At 73.2% G+C, this 17,231-nt stretch carries 14 protein-coding genes; 5 read left to right on the forward strand and 9 right to left on the reverse strand.

All coding sequences use genetic code 11. From position 1 onward, the window contains the following. Positions 1 to 32: 32 nt before the first annotated feature. The 3 genes from AB0J40_RS17145 to AB0J40_RS17155 are packed head-to-tail and all read right to left on the reverse strand — an operon-like array spanning position 33 to position 1,197. Complete coding sequence (locus tag AB0J40_RS17145) at positions 33 to 635, reverse strand: response regulator transcription factor (protein WP_364453528.1); 603 nt, start codon at positions 633 to 635, stop codon at positions 33 to 35. Positions 636 to 670: 35 nt separating this feature from the next. Then, positions 671 to 943: a WXG100 family type VII secretion target gene (locus AB0J40_RS17150; RefSeq protein ID WP_364453530.1), complete on the reverse strand. Its 273-nt coding sequence runs from the start codon at positions 941 to 943 to the stop codon at positions 671 to 673. Next, entirely contained in the window at positions 940 to 1,197 is a 258-nt protein-coding gene (locus tag AB0J40_RS17155) for a WXG100 family type VII secretion target (protein WP_364453533.1), read from the reverse strand. Before AB0J40_RS17155 ends, AB0J40_RS17150 begins: the two co-directional genes overlap by 4 nt. 179 nt (positions 1,198 to 1,376) lie before the next feature. Between AB0J40_RS17155 and AB0J40_RS17160 the strand changes: the two genes are divergently transcribed. Both AB0J40_RS17160 and AB0J40_RS17165 read left to right on the forward strand, forming a co-directional pair. Beyond that, complete coding sequence (locus AB0J40_RS17160) at positions 1,377 to 4,613, forward strand: BTAD domain-containing putative transcriptional regulator (protein ID WP_364453536.1); 3,237 nt, start codon at positions 1,377 to 1,379, stop codon at positions 4,611 to 4,613. A gap of 116 nt (positions 4,614 to 4,729) precedes the next feature. Next, positions 4,730 to 8,353 (forward strand): BTAD domain-containing putative transcriptional regulator, encoded by a 3,624-nt coding sequence (locus AB0J40_RS17165; RefSeq protein ID WP_364453539.1) that lies wholly within the window; start codon positions 4,730 to 4,732, stop codon positions 8,351 to 8,353. Here AB0J40_RS17165 and AB0J40_RS17170 read toward each other — a convergent pair. The 5 genes from AB0J40_RS17170 to AB0J40_RS17190 are packed head-to-tail and all read right to left on the reverse strand — an operon-like array spanning position 8,309 to position 13,261. Further along, complete coding sequence (locus tag AB0J40_RS17170; protein ID WP_364453541.1) at positions 8,309 to 9,706, reverse strand: GH1 family beta-glucosidase; 1,398 nt, start codon at positions 9,704 to 9,706, stop codon at positions 8,309 to 8,311. The genes AB0J40_RS17165 and AB0J40_RS17170 overlap by 45 nt on opposite strands. Further along, on the reverse strand, positions 9,703 to 10,518 hold the full coding sequence (locus AB0J40_RS17175) for a carbohydrate ABC transporter permease (RefSeq protein ID WP_364453544.1): 816 nt from the start codon (positions 10,516 to 10,518) through the stop codon (positions 9,703 to 9,705). Before AB0J40_RS17175 ends, AB0J40_RS17170 begins: the two co-directional genes overlap by 4 nt. Next, the gene (locus AB0J40_RS17180; RefSeq protein ID WP_364453546.1) at positions 10,515 to 11,411 is read right to left on the reverse strand and encodes a sugar ABC transporter permease; all 897 of its coding nucleotides are present in this window, start codon (positions 11,409 to 11,411) and stop codon (positions 10,515 to 10,517) included. Before AB0J40_RS17180 ends, AB0J40_RS17175 begins: the two co-directional genes overlap by 4 nt. 5 nt (positions 11,412 to 11,416) lie before the next feature. Further along, on the reverse strand, positions 11,417 to 12,673 hold the full coding sequence (locus tag AB0J40_RS17185; protein ID WP_364453548.1) for an extracellular solute-binding protein: 1,257 nt from the start codon (positions 12,671 to 12,673) through the stop codon (positions 11,417 to 11,419). Between the two features lie 9 nt (positions 12,674 to 12,682). Next, positions 12,683 to 13,261 (reverse strand): LuxR C-terminal-related transcriptional regulator, encoded by a 579-nt coding sequence (locus tag AB0J40_RS17190; RefSeq protein WP_364453551.1) that lies wholly within the window; start codon positions 13,259 to 13,261, stop codon positions 12,683 to 12,685. Between the two features lie 149 nt (positions 13,262 to 13,410). Here AB0J40_RS17190 and AB0J40_RS17195 point away from each other — a divergent pair, with 149 nt between their 5' ends. From AB0J40_RS17195 to AB0J40_RS17205, 3 genes are read left to right on the forward strand one after another with little or no spacing between them, the layout of a single operon-like run. Further along, complete coding sequence (locus AB0J40_RS17195; protein ID WP_364453553.1) at positions 13,411 to 14,586, forward strand: glycoside hydrolase family 3 N-terminal domain-containing protein; 1,176 nt, start codon at positions 13,411 to 13,413, stop codon at positions 14,584 to 14,586. A 46-nt stretch (positions 14,587 to 14,632) separates the two neighbouring features. Beyond that, positions 14,633 to 15,502 (forward strand): oxidoreductase, encoded by an 870-nt coding sequence (locus AB0J40_RS17200; RefSeq protein WP_364453556.1) that lies wholly within the window; start codon positions 14,633 to 14,635, stop codon positions 15,500 to 15,502. After that, positions 15,502 to 15,909 carry a hypothetical protein gene (locus AB0J40_RS17205; protein ID WP_364453559.1) on the forward strand — a complete coding sequence of 136 codons (408 nt, stop codon included), beginning with the start codon at positions 15,502 to 15,504 and terminating at the stop codon, positions 15,907 to 15,909. Before AB0J40_RS17200 ends, AB0J40_RS17205 begins: the two co-directional genes overlap by 1 nt. Here AB0J40_RS17205 and AB0J40_RS17210 read toward each other — a convergent pair. After that, a complete protein-coding gene (locus tag AB0J40_RS17210) occupies positions 15,887 to 17,197 on the reverse strand; it encodes an MFS transporter (RefSeq protein WP_364453561.1) in 1,311 nt (436 codons plus the stop codon). The two genes, AB0J40_RS17205 and AB0J40_RS17210, sit on opposite strands and share 23 nt — an antisense overlap. Between the last annotated feature and the right edge of the window lie 34 nt (positions 17,198 to 17,231).

The raw sequence follows: 17,231 nt of genomic DNA on the forward strand, positions 1-17,231 counted from the left end.
CACGGAAAGGTGACAGTGGCAAAGAAAACGTCTCAGATCGCGCCCGCTCGCAACGCGTAAGCGACGGCGTGGGCCCGGTTGTTGAGGCCGCACCGCGTCATCAAGCCGTAGAGAACGTTCTTCACGGTCCGCTCGGAGTAGCACAGCTTCGCCGCGATCTCCTCGGTCCCGAAGCCCTCGGCGACCAGCCGCAGGACGTCGCACTCGCGCGCCGCGAGCCCGGACAGCGTGAGCCCGTTCGGCTCCAGGACGTCCTTGCGCATCCGCTGGACCTGCGAAAGCAGTGCGCCCTGCAGCCGCGGCGGCAGGTTCGCCGTGCCGTCGCCCGCGGCGAGCACCGCCGTCACCAGCTCGGCGCCGCCCGTCTCGCGGCGCGGCAGGATCGCCACGACGCCGCTCTCCAGCACCGCCATCAGGTCGCTCTCGCGGAAGTGCTCGACGACCAGCACGACGTGCGACGCCTTCGCCGCCCGGATCTCGCCCAGCACGGCCTCGGTGACGTGCTCCTCCATCACCAGCAGCACGTCGGGCACCAGGTCGGTGATCCGGACGTCCGGATGGGCTTCCAGGAGGCTCACCGCGCCGGCGTGCGTGATCGGGTCCGAGGCGAGGACGGTCACTTCGACGGGCTTCATGGTCGCAGTGTGGACCGCCCGTCTTCACACCGTCCCTATTCCGTCTTCACGCGCGTGAAGACGGAACCCGCCAGCTCGCCGAACGCCTCCCGCGCCCGCTCCAGGCACCCCGGCATCCGCTCGGCCGCCCGCCCCCACTCGCGCTTCGCGCGCAGGTACTCCTCGCGCGCCTCGCCGGTCCAGCCGGCCAGCTCCGGCTCCACAGTGGACTCCAGCTCGGCGAGCAGGTCGCCCAGCTCACCGGTGATCGCGCCCATCCGGTCGAGCACCAGGTCGGCGAAGCGGACGTCGAGCTCGTGCCTGCTCATGGCCGCCGCTGCAGCGGCACCGGGCCGCCGGTCGTCTCGAGCAGCCGCGCCAGCCGCGAGAGGATCACGTCGAACTCCTGCTCCCAGTCGCTCATCGCCTGGCCGAACCGCACCGACGCGTCCCCGCGCCAGGACGCCTGCACCAGCGCCATCTCGCTGGCGACGTCACGGAGGTGGGAGCCGGCTGCGTCGACGGCGCGGGCGAAGCGGGCGGCCGCCCGCTTCATGTCCTCCGTCGGCTCGGCTGTGGCCATTTCGGGCTCCTCGAGGTCTCGGCGTCCCCGAGCGTCGCGCACGCCGCGGCCCGGCGGAACCCCGCCCGTGCGCCGTTGCCCGAATGTCCGCCATCCTTGCCTGCCGGTTCACGGCGGCCGCGTATGCTCACGTCAGGCATCCGGCGCGTGACGGTTCGTCAGCGCAGAAAGGGAGATCGATGTCGGCTGCGGCACCGAGACTCCAGCTGCTCGGCCCGGTGAAAGCCTGGCATGGGGAAACGGAGCTCGACCTCGGCTCCGCGCACCGTCGGACGGTTCTCGCGGTCCTCGCGATGAACCCGAACCGCACGGTTTCGCGCGAGGAGCTGATCGACGCCGTCTGGGGCGAGGCGCCGCCGCAGAGCGCCCAGGGTTCCATCTACACCTACGTCTCCGGGCTGCGGCGCGCGCTCGAACCCGGCCGTGCCAAGGGCGAAGGCCCGCAGCTGCTCGCGTCGATCGGCTCCGGCTACTCGCTGCGCCTGGACGCCGGCGCGATCGACGTCCACCGCTTCGAGGCCCGGCGCGAGGCGGCCCAGCGCAAGCAGTCGGCCGGCGACCTGCGCGGGGCGCGCGAGATCCTCGACGAGGCCCTCGACCTCTGGCACGGCGTCCCGCTCTCGGGCCTGCCCGGGCCGTTCGCCGCCGCCCAGCGTGCGCGGCTGGCCGAGGTGCGGCTGGCGACGATCGAGCGACGCGCCGAGATCGTGCTGGAGTCCGGCGGGCACGCCGAGCTCATCGCCGAACTGACCGCGCTGACCCGCGAGCACCCGTTCCGCGAGACGCTGCGCGGCCTGCTCATGCGCGCGCTGGCCCGCTCCGACCGGCGGACCGAGGCGATCGCCGTCTACACCGACGTCCGCGACCGGCTCGTCGAATCCTCGGGCACCGAGCCGGGGCCCGCGTTGCGGCGGCTGCACGACGAGCTGCGGGACGAGCCGGCGCCGAAACCGCCTCCGCCCGTGCGCGTGCCGCGGTCGCCGGTCACGGCGATGCCCGAGCGCGCCGACGTCTTCGTCGGCCGGGAAGCGGAGCTGGCCCGGCTGCGCGAAGCCGTCGCCGACGCCGCCGCGGGCACCGGGCATTCGCTGTGGCTGGAAGGCGAACCGGGCAGCGGCCGGACGGCGCTGCTGGCCGAACTGCTCGCCATGGCCCACGACCTCAAGCCCGCCTTCGCCGCCGCGGACGCGCTCGACCAGCGGTTCGCGCTGCGGCCGCTGCTGGATGCGCTGGGCGTGCACCCGCGGGCGACCGACGAGCGGCGCGCGAACCTGGCCGCCCGGCTCGGCGAGCGCTCGGGCGAGGACCCCGTCGACGGCCTGCTCGGGCTGGTCCGCGAGCTGTGCGCGGAGGCGCCGCTGGTGCTCGTCGTCGACGACCTGCACTGGGCCGACGACACCACCCTGCGCGTCTGGCGGTACCTGAGCCGGGAGACGCGGGAACTGCCGTTGCTGCTGGTGGGCGCGTGCCGCCCGGTCCCGCGACCGGCCGCGCTCGACGAGCTGCGAGCCGAGTTCGACAACGATGTCACCGTGCTGGCGCTGCCCCCGCTGGCCGAGGCCGAGACGACCGAGCTGACCACCGAGCTGGTCGGCGCGCCACCCGGGCCCGGCCTGCGGACGCTGGTCTCCTACGGGTCCGGGAACCCGCGCTACACCAGGGAAATCGTCGAGACGCTGCTGGCGCAGTCGATGATCGTGCTCGACGGCGTCCACGCGCACCTGGACGGCAACTCCTGCCAGACCATCCCGGCGCCGCTGGGGTCGCGGATCACGCTGTACCTGAGCTTCCTTTCCAGCGGCACCCGCGACACTCTGCGTTGGGCCGCGCTGCTGGGCGGCGAGTTCTCGCTGTCGGACATCGCCGTCGCCACCGAGCGGCCGCCGACGGCGCTGGTCGGCGCGGTCGACGAGGCGATCACGTCCGGGGTGCTCGTCGAGTCGGGCGACCGGCTCGCGTTCCGGCACCCGCTGCTGCGGCGCGTGCTCTACGAGAAGGCGCCCGCGGCGATGCGGGTGGCGCTGCACCGGCAGCTGGCCGAGGCCTTCGCCGCCGCGCGCGCTCCCGCGGCCCGCGTCGCCGAGCAGCTCGCCGCCGCGCCCGCGCAGGTCGACCCGTGGGTGACGACGTGGCTGCTGGACAACATCGGCGCGGTCGCCACCGAGACCCCGCGCGTCGCCGTGGACCTGCTGCGCCACGCCGTCACCCAGGGCGCGCTGCCGCCGGACGCGCGGGAGACGCTGACCGCGACGCTCGCCCGGCTGCTGTTCTGGCTCGGCCGGGAGCCCGAAGCCGAAGCGCGTTCGGTCGTCGCGCGGACGTCCGACAGCCGTCGCGCGGCGGAGATGCGCTGGATCCTCGCCTACGTCTACTACCGCCGCGGCGACTTCGCCGAGGCGACGGCCGAGCTGAAGCGGACCCTCGACGACGCCGACGTCCCGGAGATGTGGCGTGGGCGGCATGAATCGCTGCTGGCCACGCTGGAGCGGCTCGGCGACGAGACGGTCCTGGCGCCGGCCGGGCTGCACCCGCTGGACGACGCGGCGCTGTCCGTGCCGACGCTCGACAGCCTCGACGAAGCCGCCGAACCGCTGCAGGCCGCCCGGCGGATCGCCGCGACCCGCGCGGTGCCGGGCGAGATGCACCTGGCCGGCGCGGTCCACTACTACTGGCTGGGCCGCTGGCCGGAGGCCCTCGGCGAGCTGGACGCGGTGATCCGCGACGGCGCGGAAACGGCGTCGTACGTGTTGCGCAGCCCGGGTTCGGCGCTGCTGGTGCACGGCGTCGGCGCGCTGATCGCCGGACACCGCGGCGAAACCGCCGTGGCCAGGACGCACGTCGACGCTGCGGGCCGCCGCCAGTGGCCGCCCGGGCTCGAGCCCGACGGCGGCGACTTCCTGCTCGCGGCCCGTGCGCTGCTGGCCGAGCAGGACGGCCGGCCCGAGGCGGCGCTGGCGGCGTTGCTGCCGCTGCTGGAGGAGAACTACCCGCCGGCCGCGCGCCACCAGTGGCTGCCGGACGTCGTCCGGCTGGCGCTCCAGCTCGGGATGCCCGAGCGCGCGCAGGAGGCGGTGCGCCTGCTGTCGGCCGACGGCGAGGTCCCGCCCGCCCACGCGGCGGCGGCCGCGCACTGCCGCGGGCTGGTCGCCGGCGACCCGGAACCGGTGCTGACGGCGGTCGCGCACTACCGCGCGGCGGGCCGGCTGCTGAAGCAGGCGAAGGCGACCGAAGACGCGGCGATCCTGCTGGCGGAGTCCGGGCAGCTCGACGACGCGCGAACGGCGTTCCGCACGGCGTTGACGGCGTACACCGGGATGGGCGCGGTGTGGGACGTGCGGCGCGCGGAAAGCCGGATGCAGCCGTTCGGGATCCGGCGGGCGGGTTCGGTGCGGACCCGCGCGGTCGCCGGCGAGTGAGGGCCGTGGCGGACCAGGCAACCCGATCGGGGGTTGCCACGTCAGTAAGCTCGCCGAAGTAGTTGTCCCTGGGGGAATGGGGTCTGGGACGCGAGTCCCAGAGGGGACGGCACGACATGCGCGGGGAAGCGGACACCGGGCTGCGAGTGGGCTTGCTGGGCCCGCTGCGGGCCTGGCGCGGGGTGGCCGAGATCGGCCTGGGCCCCGCTCGTCAGCGCGCGATCTTCGCCGTGCTCGCGGTCAACGCCGGCCGGCCCGTCCCGCGCGCCGAGCTGATCGCCGGAGTCTGGGGCGACTCCGCGCCCGCGAGCGTCGAGGGCAGCGTCCACACCTACGTCTCGGGGCTGCGGCGGGCGCTCGAACCCGACCGGTCGCGCTGGTCGGCGGCCAGCGTCCTCGTCTCGGACCCGGCCGGGTACTCGCTGCTGCTCGACGAAGACGCGCTCGACGCCGCCGTCTTCGAACGCCACCGCGAACAGGCGCAGGCGCACCTGGACCGAGGCGACCCGCGAGCCGCCGTCACCGAACTCGACGCCGCTCTCGCGCTCTGGCAAGGGGAAGCGCTCTCCGGCGTGCCCGGCGGGTTCGCCGAGCGGCACCGTGAATACCTCGCCGAACTGCGGCTGGACACCCTCGAACGGCGCGCCCAGGCCCTGCTCGCCCTCGGCGGCCACCTCGACCTCGCGCCCGAACTGGCCGTGCTGGCCGGCGAACACCCGCTGCGGGAGTCGCTGCGCGAGTCGCTCATGCTCGCCCTCTACCGCAGCGGGCGGCCCGCCGACGCCCTCGACGTCTTCCGCGACGCCCGCGCCACCCTCGTCGGCGAGCTCGGCGTCGAGCCCGGACCGGCGCTGCAGCGGCTCCACCAGCGGATCCTCGCCCAGGACCCGGCCCTCGACGCGCCCGCGGCGCCGGTCGAGGTCACCGGGCACCGGCTCTTCGGCCGGGAAGCCGAAACCGCCCGGCTCGCCGAGCTCGTCGCCGACGTCCGGGCCGGGCGCGGCCGGGCCGTGTGGATCGAAGGCGATGCCGGGATCGGCAAGTCCGAGCTGCTCACCAGCACCCTGCCGGACGGCCCCGGCTTCCGGCGGCTCTGGGCCGCCGCCGACGAGCTGAGCACCCGCTTCCCGCTGCAGGTGATGCTGGAGTGCCTCGAGATCGACGCGCATTCGCCCGACCCGCGGCGCGCCCGCCTGGCGAAGGAGCTCTCGGGCGACCCGGTGCGCCGCAGCTGGGGGCCCGCCGACCCGGTGCTCGGCGCGGTCGACCGGCTGCTGGCCCTGGTCGACGAGCTGTGCGCGGACTCGCCGCAGGTGCTGGTCGTCGACGACCTGCAGTGGGCCGACGAGGCGTCCGTGCTGGTCTGGCACCGCCTGTGCGCGGCGACCCGGCAGCTGCCGCTGCTGCTGGTGGCCGCGACCCGGCCGGCGCCGGACCGCGCCGAGCTCGCCCAGCTGCGGCGCGGCGTCCAGGCCCGCGACGGCGTCGTGCTCGATCTGGCCCCGCTGAGCGGCGAGGACGTCGGACGGCTGATCGAGGACCAGATCGGCGCGGCACCCGGGCCCGGGCTGCGCGAGCTGGCCGCCCGTGGCGCGGGGAACCCCTTGTACGTCAAGGAAATGGTCGACGTCCTGCTGCGCGCCGGGGCGGTCGAGGTGACCGGCGGCGCGGCCGACGTCGACGACCCGGCCGAGTTCGAAACGCCGAGTTCGCTCGTCGCCGCGGTGGACCGGCGGCTCGACTTCCTGCCCGCGCGGACCCAGGAAGTCCTGCGCTGGGGTGCGTTGCTGGGCATGGAGTTCGCCGTCGGGGACATCGCCGCGGTGCTCGGCACGCGGCCGTCGGACCTGCTGGAGCCGCTCGAAGAGGCCGTCGCCGCGAACGTCCTGATCGACACCGGGACGCAGCTCGCGTTCCGGCATCCCCTGCTGCGCCAAGCGCTTTACGACCGGCTGCTGGCCGGGACGCGGGCCGCGCTGCACCGGCAGGCCGCGGAAGCGCTCGCCGGGATCGGCGCGCCGGTCAAGCGCGTCGCCGAGCAGCTCGTCGCGGCACCGGCCACAGTGGACGAATGGGTGCTGGACTGGCTCGCCGCGCACCACGCGGCCGTGTCGAACCGCGCGCCGCTGATCGCCGTCGAACTGCTGGAACGCGCGCTGGCCGCGGGTGCCGGGGACCGTCGCGAGGTCCTGCTCGTGGCACTGGTCAAGGTGCTGTTCCGGCTGGAGCGGAACCCGGAAACCCTGGCGCAGCAGGCACTCGACGTCGCCGCCGAGCCCGACGCCGTCGAGGAGATGCGGCACATCCTGGCGGCGCTGCGGCACCGCCGTGGCGACACCGAGGGCGCGGTCGCGACGCTCGCGGCGTCGGTCGACGACCCGGCCGTGCCGGAGCTGTGGCGGGTCAAGCACCGGCAGCTGCTGGCGAACTTCCGGCGCGGTGATCTGTCCGATTTGGACGCCGCGGAAAAGGCGGCGTACGAGACGAAGTCGTTCGCCGACGGTGACCGGTACCTGACGGCGCACGCACTGCAGTCGCTGTGGCTGGTCGATTCCGTGCGCCGCGAGCACGATTCCGCGCTGGCGCACATCGACGCGGCGATCGAGGCCGTCGGCGACGAGCACGAGCTGGCCGACCTGCACCTGGACCTGCTCGACAACCGCGTCTTCACGCTGCAGAACCTCGACCGGCTCGCCGAAGCGGACGCGGCCCTGCGCGCGGCGGGCGACGTCGCGGCGCGGCACGCGATGCCGGTGGGGCTGCAGGTTTCCGTCGCGGTGCACCGGTACTGGGAGGGCCGCTGGGACGAGGCGCTGGTGGAGCTGGACACGGTCACCGAAGACGGCCCGGCGATCACGTTCTACGGCCTGCGCGAGCCGGGCCCGGCGGCGCTGCTGCTGCACGGCGTCGCGGCGCTGATCGCGGGCCGCCGCGACGACCGCGCCCAGGCGGCGGCCCACCTCGACGCGGCGGAGGAGTACGCCCCGGCGACCGGCGCCGAGCGCGAGAGCTTCGACTTCCTGCTGGTGGCGGACGCACTGGCGGCCGAGCAGCGCGGCGACCGGGTCCGCGCGCTGGCGATCCTCGAGCCGATCCTGAACCCGACGTACGCGCAGATGATGCTGCGCCACCAATGGCTCCCGGCGTACGTCCGGCTGGCGATGGAGCAGGACGAACCCGACCGGGCGCGCCGGGCACTGGCGGTGTGCGAGGAGGAGGCGGCGAAGGAGCGGCGCCCGGCACGCGCCCACGCGGCGGCGTCGTGGTGCCGCGGGCTGATCGAGGACGACCCGGCGGCGGTGTTGGCGACGGCGGAGCACTTCCGCGCGGTCGGCCGCCGCCCGGAGCTGGCGACGGTCCTGGAGGACGCGGCGGTGCTGCTGGCCCGCGCGGGCCGCCTGGACGCGGCGCACGCGGCGTTCGAGGAGGCGGCGGAGCTGTACACGACGTTGGGCGCCCGCTGGGACTTGCGCCGGGCGGAGACGCGGTTGCGGCGGCTGGGCGTGCGGCGAGGTGCGTTGTTCTCCCCGATCCGGCCGGGACACGGGTGGGAGTCGCTGACGCCGATCGAGGTCCGGATCGCGAGTCTGGTCGCGGACGGGAAGTCCAATCCGGACATCGCGGCGGAGCTGTCGCTGCCGCGCCGGACGGTACAGGCGCACGTGGCCCGGTTGCTGGGGAAGCTGGAGACACCGTCACGCTCGGGCGTCGCCGACGCCTTCCGGCAGCAGCGGCCCTAGCGCGTTCGCCTTGGCGACGCGGCCCAGGAAGCGGCCCGAATCCTTCACCGTCCGGACCTGCGTCTCGAAGTCCACGTGCACCAGCCCGAACCGCTGCGAGTACCCCATCGCCCACTCGAAGTTGTCCAGCAGCGACCACGCGAAGTACCCGCGCACGTCCGCGCCGGCGCGGATGGCCTCGTGGACCGCCCCCAAGTGCTCCATGAAGTAGTTCACCCGCGCCGCGTCGTACACCCGGCCGCCGGCCACCTGGTCCACAAAGGACGCTCCGTTCTCCGCCACCACCAACGGCAACCCGGACCGCGACGACAGCCACCCCAGCAAGTCGGTCAGCACGGCCGGGGCCTGCTCCCAGCCGAACGCCGTCAACGGCGGGCGGGCCGGCAGCACGTCCAGTCCCCGCAGGCCCGGCAACGGGCAATTGCCCGGCGCCAACGGATCGGCCAACGGCGTGACCCGCGCCGGCGCGTAGTAGTTCACGCCCAGCCAGTCGATCGCCGCCGCGATCGTGTCCGTGTCGCCGTCGCGGACCGATGCCGCGAACCGGCCGCCGTGGTACTCGACATCGGCCATCACGTCCGGCGGATAGCCCCGGCCAAGCACCGGGTCCAGGAAGAACCGGTTGTGGATCCCGTCGAACTTCCGCGCGGCCTCGAGGTGCGCCGGCGAGGTGCCGTCCGCCAGCGCCGGCGCGAAGTTCAACGCCAGCGAGAACTGGTGCCCCGGCCGGGCCTGCGCCGTCAACGCCCGCGTCGCCAGCCCGTGTGCCAGCAGGAGGTGGTGCGCCGCGACCAGCGCCGTGTCGTGGTCCTGGACGCCCGGTGCGTGCACCCCGCTGCCGTACCCCAGGAACGCCGCGCAGAACGGCTCGTTGATCGTCGTCCACTGGTTGACCCGGTCGCCGAGTGCGTCGTGCACGAAGGAGGCGTAATCCGCGAACCGGTACGCCGTATCGCGTGCGGGCCAGCCACCGGCGTCCTCCAGAGCCTGCGGCAGGTCCCAGTGGTACAGCGTCAGCACCGGCGTGACGTCCCGGCGGAGCAGCTCGTCCACCAGCCGGTCGTAGAAGGCGAGCCCGGCGGGTGACGGCGTCCGCCCGTCCGGCAGCACCCGCGGCCACGCCACCGAGAACCGGTACGCGTTCAGGCCGAGGTCCGCCAGCAGCCCGATGTCCTCGGGAAAGCGGTGGTAGTGGTCGCAGGCGACCTCGCCGGACGCGTCGCCCAGCACCGCGCCCGGGCGAGCCGAGAAGGTGTCCCAGATGGACGGTCCGCGCCCGTCCGCGGTCACCGCCCCTTCGACCTGGTAGGACGCGGTCGCCGCGCCCCACAGGAAGCCCGTCGGAAAGGTCATACCGGCGCCCCTCTCAGAATCCCCCGCACGATGTGGCGGCCCAGCAGCAGGAACAACGCGATCACGGGCAGGACGCCCACGGTCGCACCCGTCAGCATGAGCGCGTAGTCGGTGTAGTACCCACTCGCGAGCTGGGAAAGCGCGACCTGCACGGTCGGTGTCTCGTTCGGGTCGAGGACGACCAGCGGCCAGAAGTAGTCGTTCCACGTCGCCAGGAACGTGAGCATGCCCAGCACCGCGGCCGCCGGGCGCAGCGACGGGACGGCCACGTGCCAGTACGTGCGCAGGATCGAGCAGCCGTCGACGGTCGCGGCGTCGACCAGCTCGGCGTCGATCGCGTTCTCGCACGCCTGCCGCATCCAGAACACGCTGAACGCGCTGAGCAGCCCCGGCACGATCACCGCCTCGAGCCGCCCGTACCAGCCGAGCTCGCCGACCACCAGGTACAGCGGGATGACGCCGAGCTGCGCCGGCACCATCGCCGAGCCGACGACCAGCAGAGACAGCGTGTCGCGACCCGGGAACCGCAGCCGCGCGAAGGCGAACCCGGCCAGGCTCGCGAGCACGACGTTGGACACCATCACCGTGCCCGCGACGATGAGCGAGTTGCCCAGCGCCAGCCAGAAGTCGACGGTGTCGAAGACGCGGCGCACGTTCTCGAAGAGGTGCCCGCCGGGCAGCAGCAGCGGCGACGTCTCGCCGATCGCCGCGTTGTCCCTTGTGGACACGATGAACGACCAGTACAGCGGGAAGATCGACGCGCCCAGCACGCCGATCAGCACCACGTAGACCCAGCCGCCGGGGCGCCTCACGCCGACCTCACGAACCGGCGCACCAGCCGGTAGTTGACCAGCGCGAACCCCGCGCAGACGACGAACAGCACCCAGGTCAGCGCGGCCGCGTAACCGGCGTCGAAGTGCGTGAAACCCTTCTCGTACAAGTACATCGCGAGCGTCTGGAACTGGCGGTCGTTGCCGCCGGTCCCGCCCGACCCGCCGGCGTCGAACAGCTGCGGCTCGGCGAACAGCTGCAGGCCGCTGACCGTGCCGGCGATCGCGGTGAAGGCGATCGCGGGCCGGATGCCCGGCACGGTGATCGACCAGAACGTCCGCCACCGCGAAGCGCCGTCCAGCGCAGCGGCTTCGTAGAGGTCGCCGGGGACGGCCTGCATCGCGGCCAGGTAGATCAGCGCGTTGTAGCCGGTCCAGCGCCAGAGCACCATCGACGCCACCGCGAGGTGCGACGTCCACCTCGTCGCCTGCCAGTTGACCGGCGCGATGCCGAACCAGCCGAGCACTTCGTTGACGACGCCGTAGTCGCGGCTGAACAGCTGCCCGAACACGAGCCCGATCGCGACGACGGACACGACGTTCGGCAGCAGCACGCCGGTGCGCCACCAGGTCGCGCCGCGCAGCGGGCGGTCGAGCAGCGCCGCGATGCCCAGGGCCAGCAGGAACTCCGGCACGGCGGCGAGCAGGAAGATGCCGACGGTGTTGGCGAGCGCGTTGTAGAAGTTCGGGTCCGCCAGCAGCTCGCCGTAGTTCGCCAGGCCGAGGTAGCCCTGGTCGCCGTCCAGGAGGTTCCAGTCGTGCAGCGACACCCACGCCGTGTAGAGCAGCGGGAACGCGCCGAAGACGAGGAACAGGGCGAAGAAGGGCGCGACGAGCAGCAGCGGCGTCGCCTTGCGGTCGAAACGAGCGAGCACGCGCGCTACTTCAGGGCGGCTTGCGCCTGCTGCACGGCTTCCGCCCAGGCTTGGTCGACACCGTCGGTCTTGTCTTCGATCCGCCCGAGCGCGCGGCCGAACTCCGGCCGGACGTCGGCGTCGCGCAGGCCGCGGTAGTTGGGCCGCAGCCGATCGGCGGACGCGGCGAAGATCCGCCCGATCGGCGCGTCCCCGAAATACGGATCGGTGTGCGCGACGACCTGGGGATCCGTGTACACCGACGGCTCGCTGGGCAGGATGCCGTCGGAGAGGAAGAGCTTCTTCTGCTGCTCCGGCGCGGTCAGCCATTTCGCGAGCTCGTACGCCTCCTTCGGGTGCGCGCTCTGCTTCGGCACGGTGAGGAACGAGCCGCCCTGGTTGCCGCTCTTGCCCGGCACGGTCGTGACGTCCCACTTGCCCTTTCCCGCGTCGCCCCCGGCTTCCTTGATCTGGCTGAGCATCCACGCCGGGCAGGCGACGGTCGCGAAGGAACCCTGCTTGATGGCCACGTTCCAGGCCTGCGTGAACGTCGTCGCGGCCGCCGTCTGCCCCTTCGCGGCGATGCCGCCGGACAGGTAGAAAGCCGCGCGGACACTGGGGTTCCGGTCGCCGATGAACGAGTCGTCGGCCGCGGAGAAGTAGTTCTCCGGCGACTGGTTGAGCATCGCCGTGTAGACGGTCCCGGCGGAGTCGGCGAACTTCACGCCCGGCGTCTTCTCGGTGAACCGCTGGGCGGTGGCCGCGTAGGCGTCCCAGTCCGGCATCAGCTTCGCGACTTCGTCGCGGTCGGCCGGCAGGCCGGCGGCCTGGAAGAGGTCCCGCCGGTAGCAGAGGGCGAGGCTGCCCATGTCGGTGCCGAGGCCGAGGACGAACGCGCCGTCGGTGCCCTGCGCCCACTTCCACGGCGCCCACTGCTTTTCCAGCTCACGCGCGCCGAAGGAAGCGAGGTCGACGAACTTGTCCTTCGCCTTGCGGTACTGCGGGATGTACTGCTCTTCGATCGCGACGACGTCGGCGGCACCGCGGCCGGTGGCGAGCTGCGTCGCGAGGCCCTTGTGGTGGGTGTCGAAGTCGGTGACGCGGTTCTGGACCGTGATGTCCGGGTGCAGCTTCTGGTACTCGGCGATCAGCGGCGCGTAGCCGAATTCGCCGAAGGTGGCGATGGTGAGCTTCGTCGGGCCGCCGGCGTCACCCGTGCTGCAGGCGGCGAGCGGGATCAACGCGGCGACCGCGACGGCGGTCCGGCGGACGATCGTGCGCAACGGCCTTCCTCAGATCACACCGGCCCGCACGGCGTAGGCGACCGCGTGCGGCCGGTTGCGCAGGTTGAGCCGGTTGGTCATGGCGTAGATGACGTTCTTCACGGTCCGCTCGGAGTAGCAGAGCTTGCCCGCGATCTCCGCAGTGTCCCAGCCTTCGGCCATCAGGCGAAGCACATCCACCTCGCGCGGCGTCAGCGCCGCCCCGGCGCCTTCGTGGGCCAGGGCCTCGACCTGGTCGCGCAACGGCGTCGTGCGGCCCCGCGCGGCGGCGAGCACGCTCTCGGTGAGCCGGTCCAGCGCGGTCCGCGGCAGCACGACGGAGACGTGGCAGTCGGCCAGCAGGCTCAGGAGCCCGGGGTCGACGTGCCCGGCGACCAGCACGATCGCGGCGGGCGACTCGGCAGCCGCGCCCCGCAGCGCGTTGATCACCTCGCGGTCGACCTGCCCGACGGCGAACACGAGCACCGACGCCTCGGCGCGCCGGGCACGCGAGACGACCAGCAGCTCCGGCCGCGACTTCAGGTGGTTGATCAGCCCCGTGAGCGCGATCGGATCCGACGCCCACGCCGCCACCCGCACCTGGTCCATCGAACCCCTCCCCACTGTCCGTGTCCTTGCGGTGCCAGTCTGCTGAGGCCGCCTTCACGAATTCTCTAACCTTCCTCACCCCCTTCTTCACATCGTGAAGCCGGGGCGTCGACTACGGTCGTGGGGCACGCCGACGAGTGAAGGGACCGATGAACCGCCGAAGTTTGGCTGCCGTGGGGGTGGCGTTGTGCCTGAGTTCGCTGGTCACCGGCTGCGGAGCGGAGTCCGTCAGCGGGCTGGCCATCCCGCGCTCGCCGGTCCCGCCGCCACCGCCTTCACCGTCTTCGTCCCGAACCACCGCCCCGGCGCCGACGTCGAGGCTGGCCCGCCCCGGGGACTGCGCGGCGCTGGTGAACGGCCTCGACGTCCGCCGTCAGGTCGCGCAGCTGGTCGTCGTGGGGGTGTCCGGCGACAACCCGGCCTCCACGGTGTCGCTGGTGCGCGACAACCAGGTCGGCGGGATCTTCATCGGCGGTAACGCAACAGCGTTGTTGAAAGATCGTTCCCTGGACGCCGTCCAGGGCGTGGCCCGGCTGCCGGTGGCGGTGTCGGTCGACGAAGAGGGCGGCCGCGTCCAGCGCATCGACGACCTCGACGGCGACATCCCGTCCGCCCGGCAGCTGGCCGCGACGAAGTCGCCCGCCGAGGTCCGCGCGCTGGCCGCCGACCGCGGCCGCCAGTTGCGCGCGCGCGGCGTGACGGTCGACTTCGCGCCGGACACCGACGTCACCGACGCCCCGGACGACGACGTCATCGGCGACCGGTCCTTCAGCCCCGACCCGAACCGCGTGAAGACCTACGCGGCGGCGTTCGCGGCCGGCCTGCGCGACGGCGGGGTCCAGCCGGTGCTCAAGCACTTCCCCGGCCACGGCCACGGCTCGGGCGACTCGCACGAGGGCACGGTCGTGACCCCGCCGCTCGCGCAGCTGCGGGCGGTGGACCTGGTGCCCTACCGCGACATCGCGAGCTACGGGCCGGTCGCGGTCATGGTCGGCCACCTCGACGTGCCGGACCTGACCGGCGGTGTCCCGGCGTCGATCTCGCCGGCGGCCTACCAGCTGCTGCGGACCGAGTTCGGCTTCACCGGCCTCGTCGTGACCGACGACCTGGGCGCGATGAAGGCGATCACGTCCCAGTACCCGCTGCCGGACGCAGTGCTGAAGGCCCTGCAGGCCGGGGCGGACCAGGCGCTGTGGTCGTCCGGCGGCCGGGTGAACGAGGTGCTGGACCGGCTGGTCAAGGCGGTGCAGACGGGGGAACTGCCGGCGGCACGGGTGCAGGAGTCGGTGACGCGCGTGCTGCGAAGCAAGGGCGCGTGCGGCTGATCCTCCCTAGACTCCTCGGCGGAACGCCACCTACCTGAGGAGCGGAATGGCAAACCTGGGCGGCACTTTCAGCCTCGGCGGGGAGATCCCCGTGACCCGGATGGGGTACGGGGCCATGCAGCTGGCGGGCCCCGGTGTCTGGGGACCGCCGCGCGACCACGACACCGCGGTCGCCGTGCTGCGCGAAGCCGTCGAAAGCGGCGTCACCCACATCGACACCAGCGACTACTACGGGCCGCACACCGTGAACGCGGTGATCAAGGAGGCCCTCCACCCGTACCCCGAGTCGCTGACGATCGTGACGAAGGTCGGCGCGCGGCGGACGCCCGACAAGGCGTGGCCGCCCGCGTTGTCGGCCGGCGAGCTGACCCAGGCCGTGCACGACAACCTCCGCAACCTCGGCGTCGACGCCATCGACGTGGTGAACCTGCGGCTGAGCAACGCGGCCGGCGACTACCCGGTGCCGATGTCGCTGGCCGAGCCGTTCGGGGTGCTCGCCGAGCTGCGGCAGCAGGGCCTGATCAAGCACCTCGGCGTCAGCCACGTCTCCGCGGAGCAGCTCGACGAAGCGAAGGCGATCGCGCCCGTCGTCTGCGTGCAGAACCAGTACAACCTGGCGCACCGCGAAAACGACGCCCTCGTCGACAAGTGCGCCGCCGAGGGCATCGCCTTCGTGCCGTACTTCCCGCTCGGCGGCTTCAGCCCGCTGCAGTCCGGGATCCTCGACGACTGCGCCGCCCGCCTCGACGCGACGCCGATGCAGGTCGCGCTGGCCTGGCTGCTGCAGCGGTCGCCGTCGATGCTGCTCATCCCCGGGACGTCGTCGCCCGAGCACCTGCGCGAAAACCTCGCCGCGGCTTCGCTCGAACTGCCGTCGGACGTCCTGGCCGACCTCGACCGGATCGGGGCCGCCTGATGGCCGAGTGGGGCGACCTGGTCGCGTACATCAGGCACGAGTACCGGGTGGTGCGCGACGAGCCCGACGAGATCCGCATCCGGCTGATCTTCGGCGACGAGCCCGACACCGAGCAGCGCGCCCAGATCGTGGTGATCGCCCGCGAGATCCTCGACCAGCGCGAGGACTGGGTCCAGATCGCGACGCCATTCGCCCGCCACGACGAGGTCGACCTCCTCGACGTGCTGACCGAGGTCGGCAACTCGACCGTCGTGGGCGGGCTCGCGGTGATGGGCGACCACCTCGTGCTGCGCCACTCGCTGCCGCTGATCAACCTCGACATCAACGAGTTCATCGACCCGCTGGAGCTGGTGGCCGGCGCGGCGGAGCTGCTGGAGCAGCAGTTCACCGGCCGCGACGACTACTGAGCGGGACGACCGCGACGGCCGCGGCCACGGTCAGTCCGGCGGCGACGCCGAACGCCGTGGCCGCGCTGCCGGTGTTCAGGTAGAGCCCGCCGAGCAGCGCGACGCCGAGGGTCCCGCCCAGCTGCTGCACGGCGTTGAGCAGCCCGGCCGCCGAGCCCGTCTCGTGCGGCCGGACGCGGTCCAGCGCCGCGCTGAAGAACGGGACCGTGAACGTCCCCATGCCCAGACCGCACAGCGCGAGCGCACCGACGCGCGCGTCGGCCAGCGCCAGCGCCAGCGTCCCGGCCAGGACCAGCGCGAGTCCGGCGAACATCACGCGCGCGCCGAACCGCGGCACCAGCCTGCTCCCGGCGAACCACGACGCCACCGCGAGCCCGGCGGACAGGGGCACGAGCGTCAGCCCGGCGGTGCGGACGTCGGCTCCCTCGCCGAGCTGCAGCCGCATCGGCACGACCTGCATCAGCCCGGTCATCATCGCGAAGAACAGCAGCGACCCGGCGAGCGCGGACGGGAACCCCCGGTTGGCGAACAGGCTGGGCTCGACCAGCGGCGCGGACGTGCGGCGCTGGTGGAACCCGAACCCGGCGAGCACCGCGGCACCGGCGGCGAGCAGCCACAAGTTCGTCCCGGCCGGGTTGATCAGCGCGTAGCCGACGAGCCCCGTCCCGGCGACGACGAGCAGCGTGCCCGCGACGTCGAGCTTCGGGCGCGTCTCGGCCTTGTCCTCCCGCAGGAACCGCGCGGCGAGCAGGACCGCCAGCCCGAGCGGGACGTTCACCAGGAACACCGCTCGCCACGACACTTCGTGCGTCAGGAGCCCGCCGAGCAGCGGCCCGGTGACCGCGGACAGGCCCATCACCGGGCCGATGGTGCCGAGCGCCTTCGCACGCTCGTCGCCGTCGAACAGGGCGCGGATCAGCCCGATCGTCTGCGGGATGACCAGCGCCGCGGCCGCGCCCTGCACCGCTCTGGCCCCGATCAGGATGGCGGCGTCCGGCGCGGCCGCGCAGACCAGCGACGAGAGCACGAAGCCCGTCACACCGATCTTGAACGTCTTCGCCCGGCCGAAGACGTCCCCGAGCCGGCCGCCGGTGATCAGGAAGACCGCGAACGGCAGCGTGTAGGCCGCGGAGAACCACGGGATGTCGGCGTCCGGGCCGGGCAGCTCGGCGTGGATCACCGGGCCGGCGACCTGGACGATCGTCGCGTCGAGCAGGTTCATGGCCTCGGCCGTGAGCAGCACGGCGAGTGCGGCCCAGCGGTGCCGGTAGCGGGTCCTGGTCGGCAAGAGGTGCCCCCTTTCGTTCGCCACCGACCATCGC

The sequence above is a fragment of the Amycolatopsis sp. NPDC049691 genome, from assembly GCF_040675005.1.
Classification (GTDB): Bacteria; Actinomycetota; Actinomycetes; order Mycobacteriales; family Pseudonocardiaceae; genus Amycolatopsis.